Here is a 14,927-nt window from a genome sequence, read left to right as displayed (position 1 = left end):
ATGCCCGTCCACGGCCCCCGTGCCTACGATCGCCGCATGCATGCCATGCCGCTCCCGCCCCGCCTCAAGCTCGTGCCGCCCGGTGCCTGGGTGGCCCTGGCCTGGTGCGCGAGCACGGCGTTCACCTTCATCGCCCGCATCCGGCTCCCCGGTGAGATGACGGCCAACGTGCTTGTCGCCGCCCAGTTCTACCGCTGGGACGGCCTGCTGATCCTGACCGTCGCCTGCGCTCTGGCGCTGCTCGGCAGCATGTGGTTGCACCGATGGCCGCTGACCGCCCTGAGCCTGCTCCTGACGGCCGCCGCCTTCCTCACCACCAACCTGGCCGTGGGAGCGATCCAACTGGCCCAGTTCCTCGCCGTCGACCTCGCCCTCTACTTCATCGCGGCCGGCCGCCCCCGCCGTACCGGAGTCACCGCCCTCTCCATGGCGCTCGCCGTCCTGCTGGTCTGGGAGACCGTACGGCTGCTGCGCGGATGGGGCATCGGCACGCTGGAAGAGCTGACCGTGGCGCTGACGGCCGTCGTCGCCTGGCTCCTCGGCGACGCCTCGCACCGCACCCGCGAGTACGGCGAGAAGCTCCGCGCCCAGGCCGCCACCCAGGCGGTCACCGACGAACGCCTGCGCATCGCCCGCGAGATGCACGACATGGTCGCCCACAGCATCGGCATCATCGCCCTCCAGGCCGGGGCGGCGGCCCGCGTCGTCCACACCCAGCCGGATGCCGCGCGCGAGGCGATGACGGCGGTGGAGACGGCCGGGCGGGAGACCCTGGCGGGGCTGCGCCGGATGCTGGTCGCGCTGAGGCAGGCGGACCAGGACCGGGTCTCCGCCCTGGGGGATCCTCAACTGCACCCGGCCGAGGGCCTCGCCGACCTCGACCGGCTGGCCGCCGCGACAACGGCGGCGGGTGTCCAGGTCGACGTCCACTGGAAGGGCGCGCGCCGCCAACTCCCCCCGGACATCGACCTCTCCGTCTTCCGGATCGTCCAGGAGTCGATCACGAACGTCGTACGCCACGCGGAGACGATCGCGTGCCGGGTGACGGTCGACTACCTGGAGGAATGCGTGGCCGTGGAAGTCACCGACGACGGCCGGGGCCGGGGCAGCACCACCGACACCGGCTTCGGCCTGGTCGGGATGCGCGAGCGGGTGGCCCTGCTGCACGGCGAGTTCACGGCGGGACCCCGTCCCGAGGGCGGCTTCCGGGTGACGGCCCGCCTCCCGGTCCCGGCGACGGCGACGGCGACGACGGCGGCGGTGGCCGTCTGATGCCGGTCCGTGTCGTCCTCGCCGACGACCAGCAGCTGATCCGCACGGCCCTGCGGATGGTCATCGCCGACATCGAGGACGTGGAGGTGGTGGGGGAGGCCGCGGACGGCGAGGAGGCGGTGACCCGCGCCGAGGAACTCCGGCCCGACGTCGTGGTGATGGACATCCGCATGCCGGGCGTGGACGGCATAGAGGCGACCCGCCGGATCACGGCGGGTCCGGGCGAGTCGAGGATCGTCGTCCTGACCACCTTCGACGACGACGACTACGTGTACGGGGCGCTGCGTGCCGGCGCGTCGGGGTTCCTGGTCAAGGACATGGCCCTGGACGACATCATCGGTGCCATACGGGTCGTGGCGGCCGGCGACGCCCTCATCGCCCCCAGCGTCACCCGCCGCCTGATCCAGGACTTCACCTCCGCCCGCTCCTCCGAGCCGGCGCGTCCACGCCGCGACCTGACCGCGATCACGGAACGCGAACGCGAGGTCCTCACCCTGGTCGGCACGGGTCTGTCCAACGCCGAGATAGCCGAACGGCTCTTCATCAGCGTCGCCACGGCGAAGACGTACCTGACCCGCCTGCTGTCCAAGCTGGACGCACGGGACCGGGTCCAGCTGGTGATCATCGCCTATGAGGCGGGCCTGGTCTCGGCGAACCGGTGAGGCGCCGGTGAAGCGGTCGGCCGACGGTGTGGGTCACTTCTTGGTCGGGGCCGGCTTCGGTCCGGCCTTGGGGCGGTCGGGGCGTACGGAGAAGGCGGTGTCGCCGGCCACGGCGACGATGGCGTCCTTCACGAGCAGCAGGCTCGGGACCGTGGTCTCCGGCGAGTTCCCGGGATTGTCCAGCTTGTCCGTGTTCCACCGCGCGGCGCCGGTCGCGCGGTCGAGCGCGAGCAGCCGGCCGTAGCGGTTGGCGAAGAAGAGGTCGTGGTACGTCGTCGACAGCGCCGGCTTCGACAGATTCTCGATCTGTGTCTCGCGCTGCCAGAGCCGGGCGCCGTCGGTCACCCTGACCGCGGTGACGGTCCCGTCGGGCCGGACGAAGTACACGACGCCGTCGAGGAGGGTGACCGAGCCGCGCGGGGGGCCCGCCAGGGGGATCCGGACGAGGGCGCCGCTGGTCGGGTTCACCCTCAGCAGGCTTGAGTACGGTGTGTCCGTGTCGTCGGCGAACGCGTCCTCCGCCGCGTTCCGTGGCACCGCGAACAGCGGCTGCCCGCCGACGGTGCCGAGCGGCACCACCCCGCGGGGGAGTGTGGCGAGGTCGTGCGCCGTGCCGTCGGCCGGGTCGAGGCGCACCAGGCCGGTCGAGCCCGTGTCGGTGTTCTCCGGCGTGCACAGGCCATAGGGGACGCCGTCCAGGGCCTGTGGGGTGCAGGAGTTGCCCGCCGACGACTTCGCCGGTGTCCGCCACAGGTCCTTGCCCGTCCTGGCGTCGAAGGCGACGAACTCCGTCCCGTCGTCCCCGTCGTCCGACTTCGCCAGGACGCCGCCGTCGAACAGGACGGCGGGCCGGACTTCGTTGATCGGGCGGTACCAGAGGCGTTTTCCGGTGCCGGCGTCGAGGGCGACCAGCCGCCAGGTCTCGCGCACGTTCAGGCCCGGCTTCTCGTAGGTGTACACGATCCCGTCCCGGACGCCGAGCGGCAGCGTGGTCTGCGGGCTGTGGCCGACCCGCCACTCCACGCGGCCGGAGGCGGCGTCGAGCTTGGCGACCGTGAAGCCGGACCCCGCGCAGTACAGGGAGGAGCCGCCGGATACGCAGCCGGACTCCGAGCCGCTGATGGAGATGTCCGCGTACGCCTTGTCCGGGGCCTGGGTGAGGTTCGCGCGCCAGGGCTTCCAGCCGGCGGGGAGCGCCGCGGCGGGAGAAGCGGCGGCGCGGGACGCGGCGGCCCGCCCGCCGGGCGTGCCCTCGGTGCTCTTCGGGCGCGCCACCATGTAGTACACCGACGCGGACACCGCCGTGACGGCCAGGGCGGCGCCCAGGGCGACGAGGAGGCGCACCCGGCGGCCGCGGCGGCCGGCGCCGGCCGGGGCCGTCGTGTCACCGCGCTTCCGGGCGGGCCTGCGCCCTCCCGCGACGGTCGACGGGCCCGACGCGGCCGGAGCGGTCGTCACGTCCGGCAGATCCCTGAACAGCCTGTGCAGCTCGGTGAGGTCGGGCCGGGCGGTCGCGTCCTTGTCCAGGCAGCGTTCGGCGATGCTCCTGAGAGGCTCCGGTACGCCGTCCAGGACCGGCTGCTCGTGCACCACCTGATAACCCGTCATGTACGGGCTGCCGCCGTCGAAGGGACGGTTGCCGGTGGCCGCGTACACCAGCAGCGAGCCCAGCGAGAACACGTCCGAGGCGGCGGTGACGTCTCGGGGCGAGGCGAACTGCTCCGGGGACATGAAGGGCGGGGTGCCGATCAGCCGTCCCGTCACGGTGAGGGCCTGGTTGTCGGCGGCGCGCGAGATACCGAAGTCGATGACCCGCGGACCGTCCTCGGCCACCAGGACGTTGCTCGGCTTCAGGTCCCGGTGCACCACGCCCGCCTGGTGGATGTCCCGCAGCGCCTCGACGAGCCCCAGCGCCAGCGTGCGCAGCGCGTCCCCGCCCAACGGGCCTTCCTTCGCCACGATTTCGGACAGCGTCCGGCCCGGCACGTACAACGTCGCCATCCACGGCACTTCGGCGTCCGGATCGGCGTCCACCACGGGAGCGGTGAACGCTCCGCTCACCCGGCGGGCCGCGGAGATCTCCTGCCGGAAGCGGACGCGGAACTCCTCGTCCTGCGCGTACTGCGCGTGTACGACCTTGACCGCGACCTGCCGTCCCGAGGCGGAACGTCCCAGGTAGACGACGCCCATACCGCCGCTGCCGAGCCGGTCGACGAGCGTGTAGCCGCCTATCGACCCGATGGACTCCGATTCCCCGGTGCTCAGCGGCATGGCCGGTTACCCTTCCCAAATCCCCTGTGTCGCACGCCTGTTCCGCGGCATCACACTAGTGCGTGCCGCGAGGCCGTGCGTCAGGCTCACTCCGCGACGGTACGGAGGAACGCCGTCCAGGCGAGGGGCCCGATGAGGAGGACGGGGCCGTCCGTGACCTTGCTGTCACGGACGGGGATGATGCCGGGGACTCCGTCGGCGACTTCGAGGCAGCTGCCGCCGTTGTCGTCGCTGTAGGTGCTCTTGCGCCAGCGGGCGGCGCCGGGGAAGTCGTACGCGACCTCGATGCAGCTGCCGCCTTCGCCGTTGCTGTAGCTGCTTTTGCGCCAGTGGGCGTTGCTCAGGTCGTAGTCGCGCATCGTCTGTGGTCCTCCGCCGCCGATTCGACCAGGGCCAGGGTCGCCTCCGGCGACAGCGCGACGGCCCTGAGCAGATCGTATGCGCGCTGTGCGCGCTTCACCACCGCTGGGTCGTCCATCAACGTCCCCGAAAACGAGGTCTCTGTATAGGCAGTTGGCGGTGCGTCCTCGAACTCCATGAGCGCCAGCATCCCGCCCATGGCGGTGTGCGCTCCCGCGTCGTAGGGGACCACCTGCGCGACCGCTTTGTGCTCGCGCACCATCGTCGCGATGTGGCCGAGTTGCTCGGCCATCGCGGCCGGGCCGCCCACCGGGATGCGCAGCGTGTTCTCGTGCAGCACGACCCAATACTCAGGTCTTGTAGCGTCGGCGAGGACGCGGGCTCGCTCCAGTCGGGCAGTCACCTTCTCCTCGACGTACTCCTCCGTGACGAACGGGTTGGTCGCCAGCGTCACCGCACCCGCGTACTCGGCCGTTTGAAGAAGCCCCGGTACGAGTGTTGGCGCGAACTCACAGATCCTCGTCGCCATCCTCTCAAGCTCCACCACCTCCGCGAAGTAATCCGCGTACCGCTTGTCGTCAATCAGTTTTTGCCACGTGCGCTCGAAAAAGCCGTCGGTTTGTAGGAGCTCGTCGATCCGTTGGGCCACATCCAACTGTGGTTTCCGAATGGCCTGTTCGAACTGGCCGATGTAACCCCCGGAGACGAATACCCGCGCCCCCAGCTCCACCTGGGTGAAACCGGCGTCCTCCCGCCGTCGTTTCAGCTCCGCCCCGAAGAACTCCCACGCCGCCTGCCGCGAACCGTTGGCCATGGCCAAACCCCTTACGCTGCGCCGAACTTGTAGAGGACAGACTCCTGCCGAGTGTAGATGCGGAGCGTCACTATGGGGGTGCGAAGAGTGAAACTCGGAAAGTCAGGGGAACAGGGTGAAGGCACAACACTCGGCGCTCTGCGTCGAAGAGGCGGAGGTAACGGTGAAGGAATTGCGGGCGGCACTGAAGAGGGCCGGAATTACGTTGCCGTCGCTCCGGATCGACCCGGCGAGTTTGGCGCGCGAGGCACCTTGTCCGCGCGTCGAATTGGGCGGCTGCTCCATGGAGGTCGCGGCCCGGCTCGTGGCGGCGCTGCGGTGAGGCCGCCGATGAAGCCGCCGATCGGCTCGTACGTCGTCGACACGCGCACGGAGAAGGTGGGCATGGTGATGGGACACGAGGGACCGTACGTACAGCTGAGACCGCTGGGCGGGGGCAAGGAGTGGGACGTCGCCCCGGACGCGGTCCGGCGGGCCACCGCGGCGGAGCGGCTCAGCGCGGCCACGGCGTATGCGAACGCACGCAGCCGTGGTGAGGTCCCGTGAGCGGTGGTTCGGCGGACGTCAACGCATCGGCGTACGTCAGCGCAGCGGAGCGACCTCGGCACGCTTGCCGGAAGGGCCGAGCCGGTCCAGGAGGTGCTGGATGTCTCCGGGGTCCGACGTGACAATCACGGCACCGAGGTCCGCCGCAAGCACCGCGACGGTGCCGTCGACCGGGTCCGACGTGGCGGCCTGTCCCAAGAGCGCCCCCACCCTCCTGGCGAGTGCGTGATCGAGTACGGGGACCTCGCAACCGTTGAGGATCCGGGCCAACTGGGCCTGGCGGGCGTCGTCCCGCCAGGCCTGTGCCACGACCGGTGCGGGTGCCAGGGGCAGGCCGCCCGCGGTGAGGTAGGAGCGGTGGGCTCGCCAGAAAGCGGCGTGGTTCCGTTCCGCGGCGATCAGCGCCCCGGCGTCGTAGACCACGGGCCTGAGCACGTTCACGCGGCACCCTGCGACTGCTCGGCCGTGGGCGTGGGCCGAGTGACGCGGTTCATGAAATCGTCGACCCACGCCTGCTCGTCCGGCGTGGGCGGATCGACGTGTGCCATGGCCTCCTCCGCCGCGGCCAGCCCGGCTTCGATCTTCGCCGCGTGTTCAGCGGCACGCGAAAGCCAGGCGGAGACACTCAGGCCTTCGCGCTCGGCGGCCGACTTGACCGCGTCCAGCGTCTCGCTCGGGATGGTGATGGTGACTCGCTCCAGGCTCATACCGAGAGTCTTACCGACGTGAGCGGTCGGCCGCCAGGCGAGTCGGCCATGTTCACTTGCAAGAAGTACGGCACCCGCCGGTGCATGTCCTCGCGTACGCGAGAATGGCCCCATGAGTCTGTTCCGCGACGACGGCATCGTGCTGCGCACCCAGAAGCTGGGTGAGGCGGACCGGATCATCACGCTGCTCACCCGCGGTCACGGCCGCGTACGGGCCGTGGCCCGTGGCGTGCGGCGGACCAAGTCGAAGTTCGGGGCGCGGCTCGAACCCTTCTCGCACGTGGACGTGCAGTTCTTCGCGCGGGGGAGCGAGCTGATCGGGCGCGGCCTGCCGCTGTGCACACAGAGCGAGACGATCGCTCCGTACGGCGGCGGGATCGTGACGGACTACGCGCGCTACACCGCCGGTACGGCCATGCTCGAAACCGCCGAGCGGTTCACCGATCACGAGGGGGAGCCCGCCGTGCAGCAGTATCTGCTGCTCGTCGGCGGGCTGCGCACCCTCGCCCGGGGCGAGCACGAGCCGCACCTCGTCCTCGACGCCTTCCTGCTGCGCTCCCTCGCCGTGAACGGCTACGCGCCCAGCTTCAGCGCCTGCGCGAAGTGCGGGATGCCGGGACCGAATCGGTTCTTCTCGGTCGCGGCGGGAGGTTCCGTCTGCGTGGACTGCCGGGTGCCCGGCAGCGTCGTACCCTCGGCGGGGGCCCTCGAACTGCTCGGCGCGCTGCTGACGGGAGACTGGGAGACCGCGGACGCGTGCGAGCCGCGGTATGTCCGGGAGGGCAGCGGGCTGGTGTCGGCCTATCTGCACTGGCATCTGGAGCGCGGGCTGCGCTCACTCCGGTACGTGGAAAAGTAGAACTGAGGGAGACGAGAAGCACATGGTCGTACGCGGGATCCTGGGACGCCAGCGCCGCGAGTACAAGACGCCGGAACCCCACCCGTCCGGTGCCGTCGCGCCCAAGCTCCCCGGTGAGCTGATCCCGAACCACGTGGCGATCGTGATGGACGGGAACGGGCGCTGGGCGAAGGAGCGCGGGCTGCCGCGCACCGAGGGGCACAAGGTCGGCGCCGAGCGCGTCCTCGACGTGCTGCAGGGCGCGATCGAGATGGGGGTCGGCGCCATCTCGCTGTACGCCTTCTCCACCGAGAACTGGAAGCGCTCGCCCGACGAGGTGCGCTTCCTGATGAACTTCAACCGCGACTTCATCCGCAAGACCCGCGACCAGCTCGACGAACTCGGCATCCGGGTCCGCTGGGTGGGCCGGATGCCCAAGCTGTGGAAGTCGGTGGCCAAGGAGCTCCAGATCGCCCAGGAGCAGACCAAGGACAACAACCGGCTGACGCTGTACTTCTGCATGAACTACGGCGGTCGCGCCGAAATCACCGACGCCGCGCAGGCTTTGGCTCAGGACATCAAGGCCGGCCGGCTCGACCCGTCGAAGGTCACCGAGAAGACCTTCGCGAAGTACCTCTACTACCCGGACATGCCGGATGTGGACCTGTTCCTGCGGCCGAGCGGCGAGCAGCGCACCTCCAACTACCTGCTGTGGCAGAGCGCCTACGCCGAGATGGTCTTCCAGAACGTGCTGTGGCCGGACTTCGACCGGCGTGACCTGTGGCGGGCGTGCGTCGAGTTCGCCCAACGCGACCGCCGCTTCGGCGGCGCTGTCCCGAACGAGCAACTGCTCGCGATGGAGCAGGGCATGAGGGGCCGCGAGGAATAGGGCCTGATGCGTGAGGGGCGCTCCGTCAGGAGGCGCCCCTTTCAGGGGCGCGAGGAACTGCGCGCCCAGCCCCCACCGAACCGCAGCAAAAAACGAGCCCCCCGTTACCCCTTGGCGGCAGCGCACTCCGCACAGGTACCGAAGATCTCCACCGTGTGCGCGACGTTCACATAGCCGTGCTCCACCGCGATCGCCTCCGCCCACTTCTCGACGGCCGGGCCCTCGACCTCGACCGCCTTGCCGCAGACGCGGCAGACGAGGTGGTGGTGATGCTCGCCGGTGGAGCAGCGGCGGTAGACGGACTCGCCGTCGGAGGTACGCAGTACGTCGACCTCGCCGGCGTCGGCGAGGGACTGCAGCGTGCGGTACACGGTGGTGAGTCCGACGGAGTCACCCTTGTGCTTGAGCATGTCGTGGAGCTCCTGCGCACTGCGGAACTCGGCCACCTCGTCGAGCGCCGCCGCCACGGCGGCACGCTGCCGGGTGGAACGGCCCCGAACGGGCGATCCAGCGGTTGTCACCGTTGCCTCCTCGCGTCTGCCCTTGCCCGGCCATTGTGCCAGCCCGGACTGTGCGTGGTCAGACGCCGACCTTGCGTTCGGGGCCACGGGTGGCCGGAATCGCGCACTCCGCGGGGTCTCCGGCCCCCTGCGCGGCGGCCAGGGCCCGGGCCCGGCGCCGCGCCAGCGGGGTCGCCAGCGCGGTGAGCACGATGAACGCGCCGATGGTCAGCAACACGATCGTCGCACCGGGCGGCACGTCCTGGTAGTACGACGTCACGGTGCCGCCGATCGTCACGCTCACGCCGATGGCCACCGCGATCGCGAAGGTGGCGGCGAAGCTGCGGCTGAGCTGCTGGGCGGCGGCCACCGGGACCACCATCAGCGCGCTGACCAGGAGCAGGCCGACCACCCGCATCGCGACCGTCACGGTGACGGCGGCGGTGACGGCGGTGAGCAGGTTCAGGGCGCGCACCGGCAGACCCGTCACCCGCGCGAACTCCTCGTCCTGGCTGACCGCGAACAGCTGTCGGCGCAGGCCCAGGGTGACCAGGACCACGAAGGCCGCGAGCACGCAGATCGCCGTCACGTCGGACTCGGAGACCGTGGACAGGGAACCGAAGAGGTACGAGGTCAGGTTGGCGTTGGAGCCGCCCGGCGCGAGGTTGATGAACATCACGCCGCCCGCCATGCCGCCGTAGAAGAGCATGGCGAGCGCGATGTCGCCGCGCGTCTTGCCGTACCAGCGGATCAGTTCCATGATCACGGCGCCGAGGACGGAGACGGCCGTCGCCATCCACACCGGGTTGGTGGAGAGCAGGAAGCCGAGGCCGACACCGGTCATCGCCACATGGCCGATGCCGTCGCCCATCAGGGCCTGGCGGCGCTGGACGAGGTAGATGCCGACGGCGGGCGCGGTGATGCCCACCAGGACGGCGGCGAGCAGGGCCCGCTGCATGAAGGCGTAGTTCAGGATGTCCATCAGCTCAGCAGTCCCGTCCGGATCGGTTCGGCGTCGTGAGCCGCGTGCGGGTGTACGTGGTCGTGGCCGGGCAGCGCGTGCTGGCCGACCGCCCGCGGGGGCGGGCCGTCGTGCAGGACGCAGCCGTCACGCAGGACGACCGCGCGGTCGATCAGTGGCTCCAGGGGGCCCAGCTCGTGCAGGACGAGCAGGACGGTGGTGCCCGCCGCGACCTGCTCGCGCAGGGTCTGGGCCAGCACCTCCTGGCTCGCGAGGTCGACGCCCGCCATCGGCTCGTCCATGATCAGCAGCTCGGGTTCGCAGGCGAGGGCGCGGGCGATCAGTACGCGCTGGTGCTGGCCGCCCGACAGGGCGTTCACCGAGTCCTTGGCGCGGTCCGCCATGCCGACGAGCTCCAGGGCGCGCCGTACGGCCTCGTGGTCGGCCTTGCGCAGCACGCCGAAGCGGGCGCGGGAGAGCCGGCCGGAGGCGACGATCTCGGTCACCGTGGCGGGCACGCCGCCCGCGGCGGTCGTGCGCTGCGGCACGTACCCCACCCGCTTCCAGTCGCGGAAGCGGCGCCGCGGGGTGCCGAAGATCTCTATCTCGCCGTCGCTGACCGGGACCTGGCCGATGACGGTGCGTATGGCCGTCGACTTGCCGGAGCCGTTGGCGCCGAGCAGCGCGACGACCTCACCGCGGTGCACGGTGAGGTCGATGCCGCGCAGGACGGGGCGCGAACCCAGCTCGGCGGTCACGCCGCGCAGGGATATGACGGGCTCGCTCACGCTGTCCTCCTGGAACTGGGACGGGGTGTCACTTGGCGCCCAACGCCGTTCGCAGCGCCTTCAGGTTCGACTCCATGACCTGGAAGTAGTCGCTGCCCCTGGACTTGCCGGTGATGCCCTCGATCGGGTCGAGGACGTCCGTCTTCAGGTTCGCGTCGCCGGCGATGGTCTTGGCGGTCTTGTCGCTGACGAGCGTCTCGTAGAACACCGTCGAGACGCCGTCGGCCTTCGCCATCCTCTCAAGGTCCTTCACGCGGTTCGCGCTGGGCTCCGACTCCGGGTCCAGACCGTTGATGGCCTCCTCGGTGAGGCCGTAGCGCTCGGCGAGGTAGCCGAAGGCGGCGTGCGTGGTGATGAAGACCTTGGTCCTGGTGTTCGCCAGCCCGGTCTTGTACTGGGTGTCGAGATCGGCGAACTTCTTCCGCAGCGCCGTCATGTTCTTGTCGTAGTCCGCGGCGTGCTTCGGGTCGGCCTTCTTGAGGGCCTTGGCGACCCCTTCGGCGACCTGGCCGTACTTCACCGGGTCGAGCCAGATGTGCGGGTCGGCGGAGCCGGACTCCTCGCCCTTGGAGCTGTCGTGCGAGGCCGCGTGTCCGCCGACCTCGTTGCCGTGCTTCTCCAGCGTGGTCAGCGACGCGGCGTCGATCTTGGTCTTGACCTCGGACTGCGCCACGGCGTCGTCGACGGCCGGCTGCAGGTTCTTGAGGTAGACGACGGCGTCCGCCGACTGGAGCTGCGCGGTCTGCCGGGCGCTGATCTCCAGGTCGTGCGGCTCCTGACCGGGCTGGGTCAGGCTCGTGACGTGCACGTGCGTCCCGCCGATCTGCTCGGCGAGGTACTGCATGGGGTAGAACGACGCCACGATGTCGAGCTTCCCGTCGCTCTTCCCGTCGACCGCCGTGGTGACCGAGCAGCCGGTGAGGGCGCCGAGGCCGACGGCGGTGGCTGCCAGGGCCGCGGACCCGGCAGTGCTTATTCGAGAAGCGGCGAGGCGCCGTCGTACGTTCATGACAGTCATTTTCAACAAACCTGGAAACGATTGTCAACAAGCCTTCGGTAAGCCCTGGGTAAACGAGGCGGCGAATGAGCCGGTAAGGGGCACGATGAGGCGAGGTGTCCCCGAACCGATTTGATACGAGGGTGGGCGGCGCCGGTAACCTGAATCATTCGCTGCCGTCCGTTCGTAATGAAGAGAGCACCGTGGCCGCCGACAAGATCGACACCATCGTCAGCCTGAGCAAGCGCCGTGGCTTCGTTTTCCCCAGTAGTGAGATCTACGGCGGACAGCGTGCCGCCTGGGACTACGGCCCGCTCGGCGTCGAGCTCAAGGAGAACATCAAGCGCCAGTGGTGGCGCTACATGGTCACCTCCCGCGAGGACGTCGTCGGTATCGACTCGTCGGTGATCCTGGCGACCGAGGTCTGGGTCGCGTCGGGGCATGTCGCCACCTTCACCGACCCGCTCACCGAGTGCACCTCCTGCCACAAGCGCTACCGCGCCGACCACCTGGAGGAGGCCTACGAGGCGAAGCACGGCCGCCTCCCGGAGAACGGCCTCGCCGACCTCAACTGCCCCAACTGCGGCAACAAGGGCACGTTCACCGAGCCCAAGCAGTTCTCGGGCCTGCTCACCACCCACCTCGGCCCCACGCAGGACAGCGGCTCCGTCGCCTACCTGCGCCCCGAGACGGCCCAGGGCATCTTCACCAACTTCGCCCAGGTCCAGCAGACCTCGCGCCGCAAGCCGCCCTTCGGCATCGCGCAGATGGGCAAGTCCTTCCGCAACGAGATCACGCCCGGCAACTTCATCTTCCGCACCCGCGAGTTCGAGCAGATGGAGATGGAGTTCTTCGTCAAGCCGGGCGAGGACGAGAAGTGGCAGGAGTACTGGATGCAGGAGCGCTGGAACTGGTACACCGGCCTCGGTCTGCGCGAAGAGAACATGCGCTGGTTCGAGCACCCCAAGGAGAAGCTCTCCCACTACTCCAAGCGCACCGCCGACATCGAGTACCGCTTCAGCTTCGGCGGCAACGAGTGGGGCGAGCTGGAGGGCGTCGCCAACCGCACCGACTACGACCTCGGCGCGCACTCCAAGGCCTCCGGCCAGGACCTCTCCTACTTCGACCAGGAGGCCGGCGAGCGCTGGACTCCGTACGTCATCGAGCCCGCCGCCGGTGTCGGCCGCGCGATGCTGGCGTTCCTGCTGGACGCCTACGTCGAGGACGAGGCCCCCAACGCCAAGGGCAAGATGGAGAAGCGCACGGTGCTGCGCCTCGACCCGCGCCTCGCGCCGGTCAAGGTCGCCGTCCTGCCGCTCTCCCGCAACCCCGAGCTGTCCCCAAAGGCCAAGGGCCTCGCCACCGCCCTGCGCCAGCACTGGAACATCGACTTCGACGACGCGGGCGCCATCGGCCGCCGCTACCGCCGCCAGGACGAGATCGGCACCCCGTTCTGCGTCACGGTCGACTTCGACACCCTCGACGACAACGCCGTCACGGTGCGCGAGCGCGACTCGATGAAGCAGGAGCGCGTCTCCCTCGACCAGATCGAGGGCTACCTGGCCGCGCGCCTGATCGGCTGCTGACCCGGCTCGTCCGTGAAGAGCCCCCGGTTCCCGTGATGCGGGAGCAGGGGGCTCTTTTGGATCGCCGGGACGATCCGCTGGATCGCCGGGACGATCCGCGCGGCCCCGGGCCGAGCCGAAAGACAGGCGCCGGCAGCGGCCGGCGGCTAGCGGCTAGCGGCTAGCGGCGGGCGCCGGTCGGTGTGCCCATGGCGCGATCGCCGAGGCTGCCGGGGTGGCGGTGGGCACGCTCTACCGGCACTACCCCACGAAGACCGATCTCGTCGGCGCGGCCCTGTCCCGGCATGTCGAGCGGATGACCCCCTTCTACCTCTTGCCGGCCACCGCTCCCCTCGACCAGCCGCGCGAGGTCCGCGATCGCTGGCTCACCCTCATCCTTCCCGGCTTCACTGCGGCGGCTCGCTGAGAACTACGGCGGCGAGCCGGGGGCTGCGGCGGCACGCCGGGGGCTTCGCCGGTACGCCGGGAGCTACGGCGGCACGTTGGAAGTGGACTGCTCCCCGAGCCGTCCTGGTTCTCAACGGCCCTGCAGCGCCTTGACGTTGTCGCCGAAGGTCCAGTTCTTCGAGCCGTCCCAGTTGATCGACCAGGTCATCAGGCCCTTGAGGGCGGTGCCGTAGTGCCGCCACGCCTGGGAGACCAGGCTCGGTGACATGTAGCCGCCGCTGGCGCCCGACTGGGCGGGCAGCCCCGGGACCTGCTTGTCGTAGGGCACCTTGATGGTGGTGCCCTGCACGACAAGTCCCTTGTTCAGGCAGTCGGTCTGCGCGGTGAAGCCCTGAACGGTGCCCGCGGAGTAGGAGTCGCCGGAACATCCGTACATGCTGCCGTTGTAGTACTGCATGTTCAGCCACCACAGGCGCCCGTTGTCGGCGTACTTCTTGACGATCGGCAGATACGCGCCCCAGATCGAGCCGTACGTGATGCTGCCACCCGTGACGTACGCGGTCTCCGGCGCCATGGTCAGCCCGAAGTTGGCCGGCATCTGCGACAGCACGCCGTCGATGATCCGGGTCAGGTTGGCCTGGGACGTGGAGAGCTGACCGATGCTGCCACTGCCGACCAGGCCCGTCTCGATGTCGATGTCGATGCCGTCGAAGTTGTACTTCTTCAAGATGGGCACGATCGTCGCGACGAACCTGTCGGCGACGGCGGAGGAACTGAGGTCGATGCCCGCCGCCGCCCCGCCGATCGACAGCAGGATCGTCTGCCCGGACGCCTTGGCCGCGCACATCTCCGCCGGCGTCGCGACCTTCACACCGGTGTCCATCCCGTCCTCCCACAGCGCCGTGCCGTCGGAGCGGATGACCGGGAACGCCGCGTTGATCACGTTGTAGCCGTGCGCGGCGATACGGGAGTCGGTGATCGGCGTCCATCCGAACGGCGGGTGCACTCCGTTGGAAGAGCCGTCCCAGTTCTCCCAGTAGCCCTGGAGAACCTTTCCGGACGGGCGGGACTTCACGGCGCAGGTGTCGGCGGCGGATGCGGTGGGGGCGGTGGCGACCGACAGTGGGGCGAGGGCGGCCGCGGTCAGTGCGAGGGCGAACAGGCGCAGCTTCCGACGGATCATGCGAGGCCTCCCGGTGGGGGGTGCGGTGAGGTGTCGTAGGCATGACAGTGCCTGCGGTCCAGACCTGTCGTCAATAGGTCTGGACCAAAGTGGGGCCGGGGGTGGCGGGTGGCCGGACAGCGGATAACGGATAGCGGATGACAGGTGACAGATGACAAGTGACAGA

General features: G+C 69.8%; 17 protein-coding genes. 7 read left to right on the top strand and 10 right to left on the bottom strand.

From position 1 onward, the window contains the following. The first annotated feature begins 36 nt into the window (after nucleotides 1-36). Together ACFZDJ_RS04680 and ACFZDJ_RS04675 are read left to right on the top strand one after the other, a co-directional pair. Nucleotides 37-1,272, top strand: a complete 1,236-nt coding sequence (locus ACFZDJ_RS04680; RefSeq protein WP_391056086.1) for a histidine kinase — start codon at nucleotides 37-39, stop codon at nucleotides 1,270-1,272. Next, nucleotides 1,272-1,934: a response regulator gene (locus tag ACFZDJ_RS04675; RefSeq protein ID WP_384905513.1), complete on the top strand. Its 663-nt coding sequence runs from the start codon at nucleotides 1,272-1,274 to the stop codon at nucleotides 1,932-1,934. The genes ACFZDJ_RS04680 and ACFZDJ_RS04675 overlap by 1 nt, the downstream gene beginning before the upstream one ends. Nucleotides 1,935-1,967: 33 nt before the next feature. Here the strand turns inward: ACFZDJ_RS04675 and ACFZDJ_RS04670 are convergent, their stop codons facing one another. The 3 genes from ACFZDJ_RS04670 to ACFZDJ_RS04660 all read right to left on the bottom strand — a co-directional run bounded on the left by ACFZDJ_RS04670 (nucleotide 1,968) and on the right by ACFZDJ_RS04660 (nucleotide 5,379). Beyond that, entirely contained in the window at nucleotides 1,968-4,205 is a 2,238-nt protein-coding gene (locus ACFZDJ_RS04670) for a PQQ-binding-like beta-propeller repeat protein (protein ID WP_391056083.1), read from the bottom strand. A gap of 86 nt (nucleotides 4,206-4,291) precedes the next feature. Further along, a complete protein-coding gene (locus tag ACFZDJ_RS04665) occupies nucleotides 4,292-4,564 on the bottom strand; it encodes a DUF397 domain-containing protein (protein WP_391056081.1) in 273 nt (90 codons plus the stop codon). Beyond that, complete coding sequence (locus tag ACFZDJ_RS04660) at nucleotides 4,546-5,379, bottom strand: Scr1 family TA system antitoxin-like transcriptional regulator (protein WP_390927505.1); 834 nt, start codon at nucleotides 5,377-5,379, stop codon at nucleotides 4,546-4,548. Before ACFZDJ_RS04660 ends, ACFZDJ_RS04665 begins: the two co-directional genes overlap by 19 nt. A gap of 330 nt (nucleotides 5,380-5,709) precedes the next feature. Between ACFZDJ_RS04660 and ACFZDJ_RS04655 the strand changes: the two genes are divergently transcribed. Then, a complete protein-coding gene (locus ACFZDJ_RS04655; RefSeq protein WP_101405265.1) occupies nucleotides 5,710-5,925 on the top strand; it encodes a hypothetical protein in 216 nt (71 codons plus the stop codon). 36 nt (nucleotides 5,926-5,961) lie between these two features. Here the strand turns inward: ACFZDJ_RS04655 and ACFZDJ_RS04650 are convergent, their stop codons facing one another. After that, nucleotides 5,962-6,366, bottom strand: coding sequence for a twitching motility protein PilT (locus tag ACFZDJ_RS04650; protein ID WP_391056079.1), 405 nt, complete (start codon nucleotides 6,364-6,366; stop codon nucleotides 5,962-5,964). Further along, the gene (locus ACFZDJ_RS04645) at nucleotides 6,363-6,632 is read right to left on the bottom strand and encodes a ribbon-helix-helix protein, CopG family (RefSeq protein ID WP_390927508.1); all 270 of its coding nucleotides are present in this window, start codon (nucleotides 6,630-6,632) and stop codon (nucleotides 6,363-6,365) included. Before ACFZDJ_RS04645 ends, ACFZDJ_RS04650 begins: the two co-directional genes overlap by 4 nt. Nucleotides 6,633-6,744: 112 nt before the next feature. Here ACFZDJ_RS04645 and recO point away from each other — a divergent pair, with 112 nt between their 5' ends. Both recO and ACFZDJ_RS04635 read left to right on the top strand, forming a co-directional pair. Next, nucleotides 6,745-7,491, top strand: coding sequence for a DNA repair protein RecO (gene recO, locus ACFZDJ_RS04640; RefSeq protein WP_054235479.1), 747 nt, complete (start codon nucleotides 6,745-6,747; stop codon nucleotides 7,489-7,491). A gap of 22 nt (nucleotides 7,492-7,513) precedes the next feature. Further along, the gene (locus ACFZDJ_RS04635; RefSeq protein WP_390927510.1) at nucleotides 7,514-8,359 is read left to right on the top strand and encodes an isoprenyl transferase; all 846 of its coding nucleotides are present in this window, start codon (nucleotides 7,514-7,516) and stop codon (nucleotides 8,357-8,359) included. Between the two features lie 104 nt (nucleotides 8,360-8,463). Here the strand turns inward: ACFZDJ_RS04635 and ACFZDJ_RS04630 are convergent, their stop codons facing one another. The 4 genes from ACFZDJ_RS04630 to ACFZDJ_RS04615 are packed head-to-tail and all read right to left on the bottom strand — an operon-like array spanning nucleotide 8,464 to nucleotide 11,617. Further along, nucleotides 8,464-8,880 carry a transcriptional repressor gene (locus ACFZDJ_RS04630; RefSeq protein WP_390927512.1) on the bottom strand — a complete coding sequence of 139 codons (417 nt, stop codon included), beginning with the start codon at nucleotides 8,878-8,880 and terminating at the stop codon, nucleotides 8,464-8,466. 58 nt (nucleotides 8,881-8,938) lie between these two features. Beyond that, nucleotides 8,939-9,841, bottom strand: coding sequence for a metal ABC transporter permease (locus tag ACFZDJ_RS04625; RefSeq protein ID WP_384905499.1), 903 nt, complete (start codon nucleotides 9,839-9,841; stop codon nucleotides 8,939-8,941). Continuing rightward, complete coding sequence (locus tag ACFZDJ_RS04620) at nucleotides 9,841-10,608, bottom strand: ATP-binding cassette domain-containing protein (protein WP_391056077.1); 768 nt, start codon at nucleotides 10,606-10,608, stop codon at nucleotides 9,841-9,843. The genes ACFZDJ_RS04625 and ACFZDJ_RS04620 overlap by 1 nt, the downstream gene beginning before the upstream one ends. Nucleotides 10,609-10,636: 28 nt before the next feature. After that, the gene (locus ACFZDJ_RS04615) at nucleotides 10,637-11,617 is read right to left on the bottom strand and encodes a metal ABC transporter solute-binding protein, Zn/Mn family (RefSeq protein ID WP_391056074.1); all 981 of its coding nucleotides are present in this window, start codon (nucleotides 11,615-11,617) and stop codon (nucleotides 10,637-10,639) included. Nucleotides 11,618-11,808: 191 nt separating this feature from the next. Between ACFZDJ_RS04615 and ACFZDJ_RS04610 the strand changes: the two genes are divergently transcribed. Together ACFZDJ_RS04610 and ACFZDJ_RS04605 are read left to right on the top strand one after the other, a co-directional pair. Next, nucleotides 11,809-13,191 carry a glycine--tRNA ligase gene (locus ACFZDJ_RS04610; RefSeq protein ID WP_060901977.1) on the top strand — a complete coding sequence of 461 codons (1,383 nt, stop codon included), beginning with the start codon at nucleotides 11,809-11,811 and terminating at the stop codon, nucleotides 13,189-13,191. Nucleotides 13,192-13,387: 196 nt separating this feature from the next. Further along, on the top strand, nucleotides 13,388-13,597 hold the full coding sequence (locus ACFZDJ_RS04605; protein WP_391056838.1) for a TetR family transcriptional regulator: 210 nt from the start codon (nucleotides 13,388-13,390) through the stop codon (nucleotides 13,595-13,597). Between the two features lie 111 nt (nucleotides 13,598-13,708). Here ACFZDJ_RS04605 and ACFZDJ_RS04600 read toward each other — a convergent pair whose 3' ends face one another. Then, complete coding sequence (locus ACFZDJ_RS04600; RefSeq protein WP_390927518.1) at nucleotides 13,709-14,761, bottom strand: glycosyl hydrolase family 18 protein; 1,053 nt, start codon at nucleotides 14,759-14,761, stop codon at nucleotides 13,709-13,711. Between the last annotated feature and the right edge of the window lie 166 nt (nucleotides 14,762-14,927).

This window comes from Streptomyces sp. NPDC007896, from assembly GCF_042959425.1.
Lineage (GTDB): Bacteria > Actinomycetota > Actinomycetes > Streptomycetales > Streptomycetaceae > Streptomyces.
Note: the sequence above shows the minus strand (reverse complement) of the source record. Positions and strands in the feature narration are given on the sequence as shown.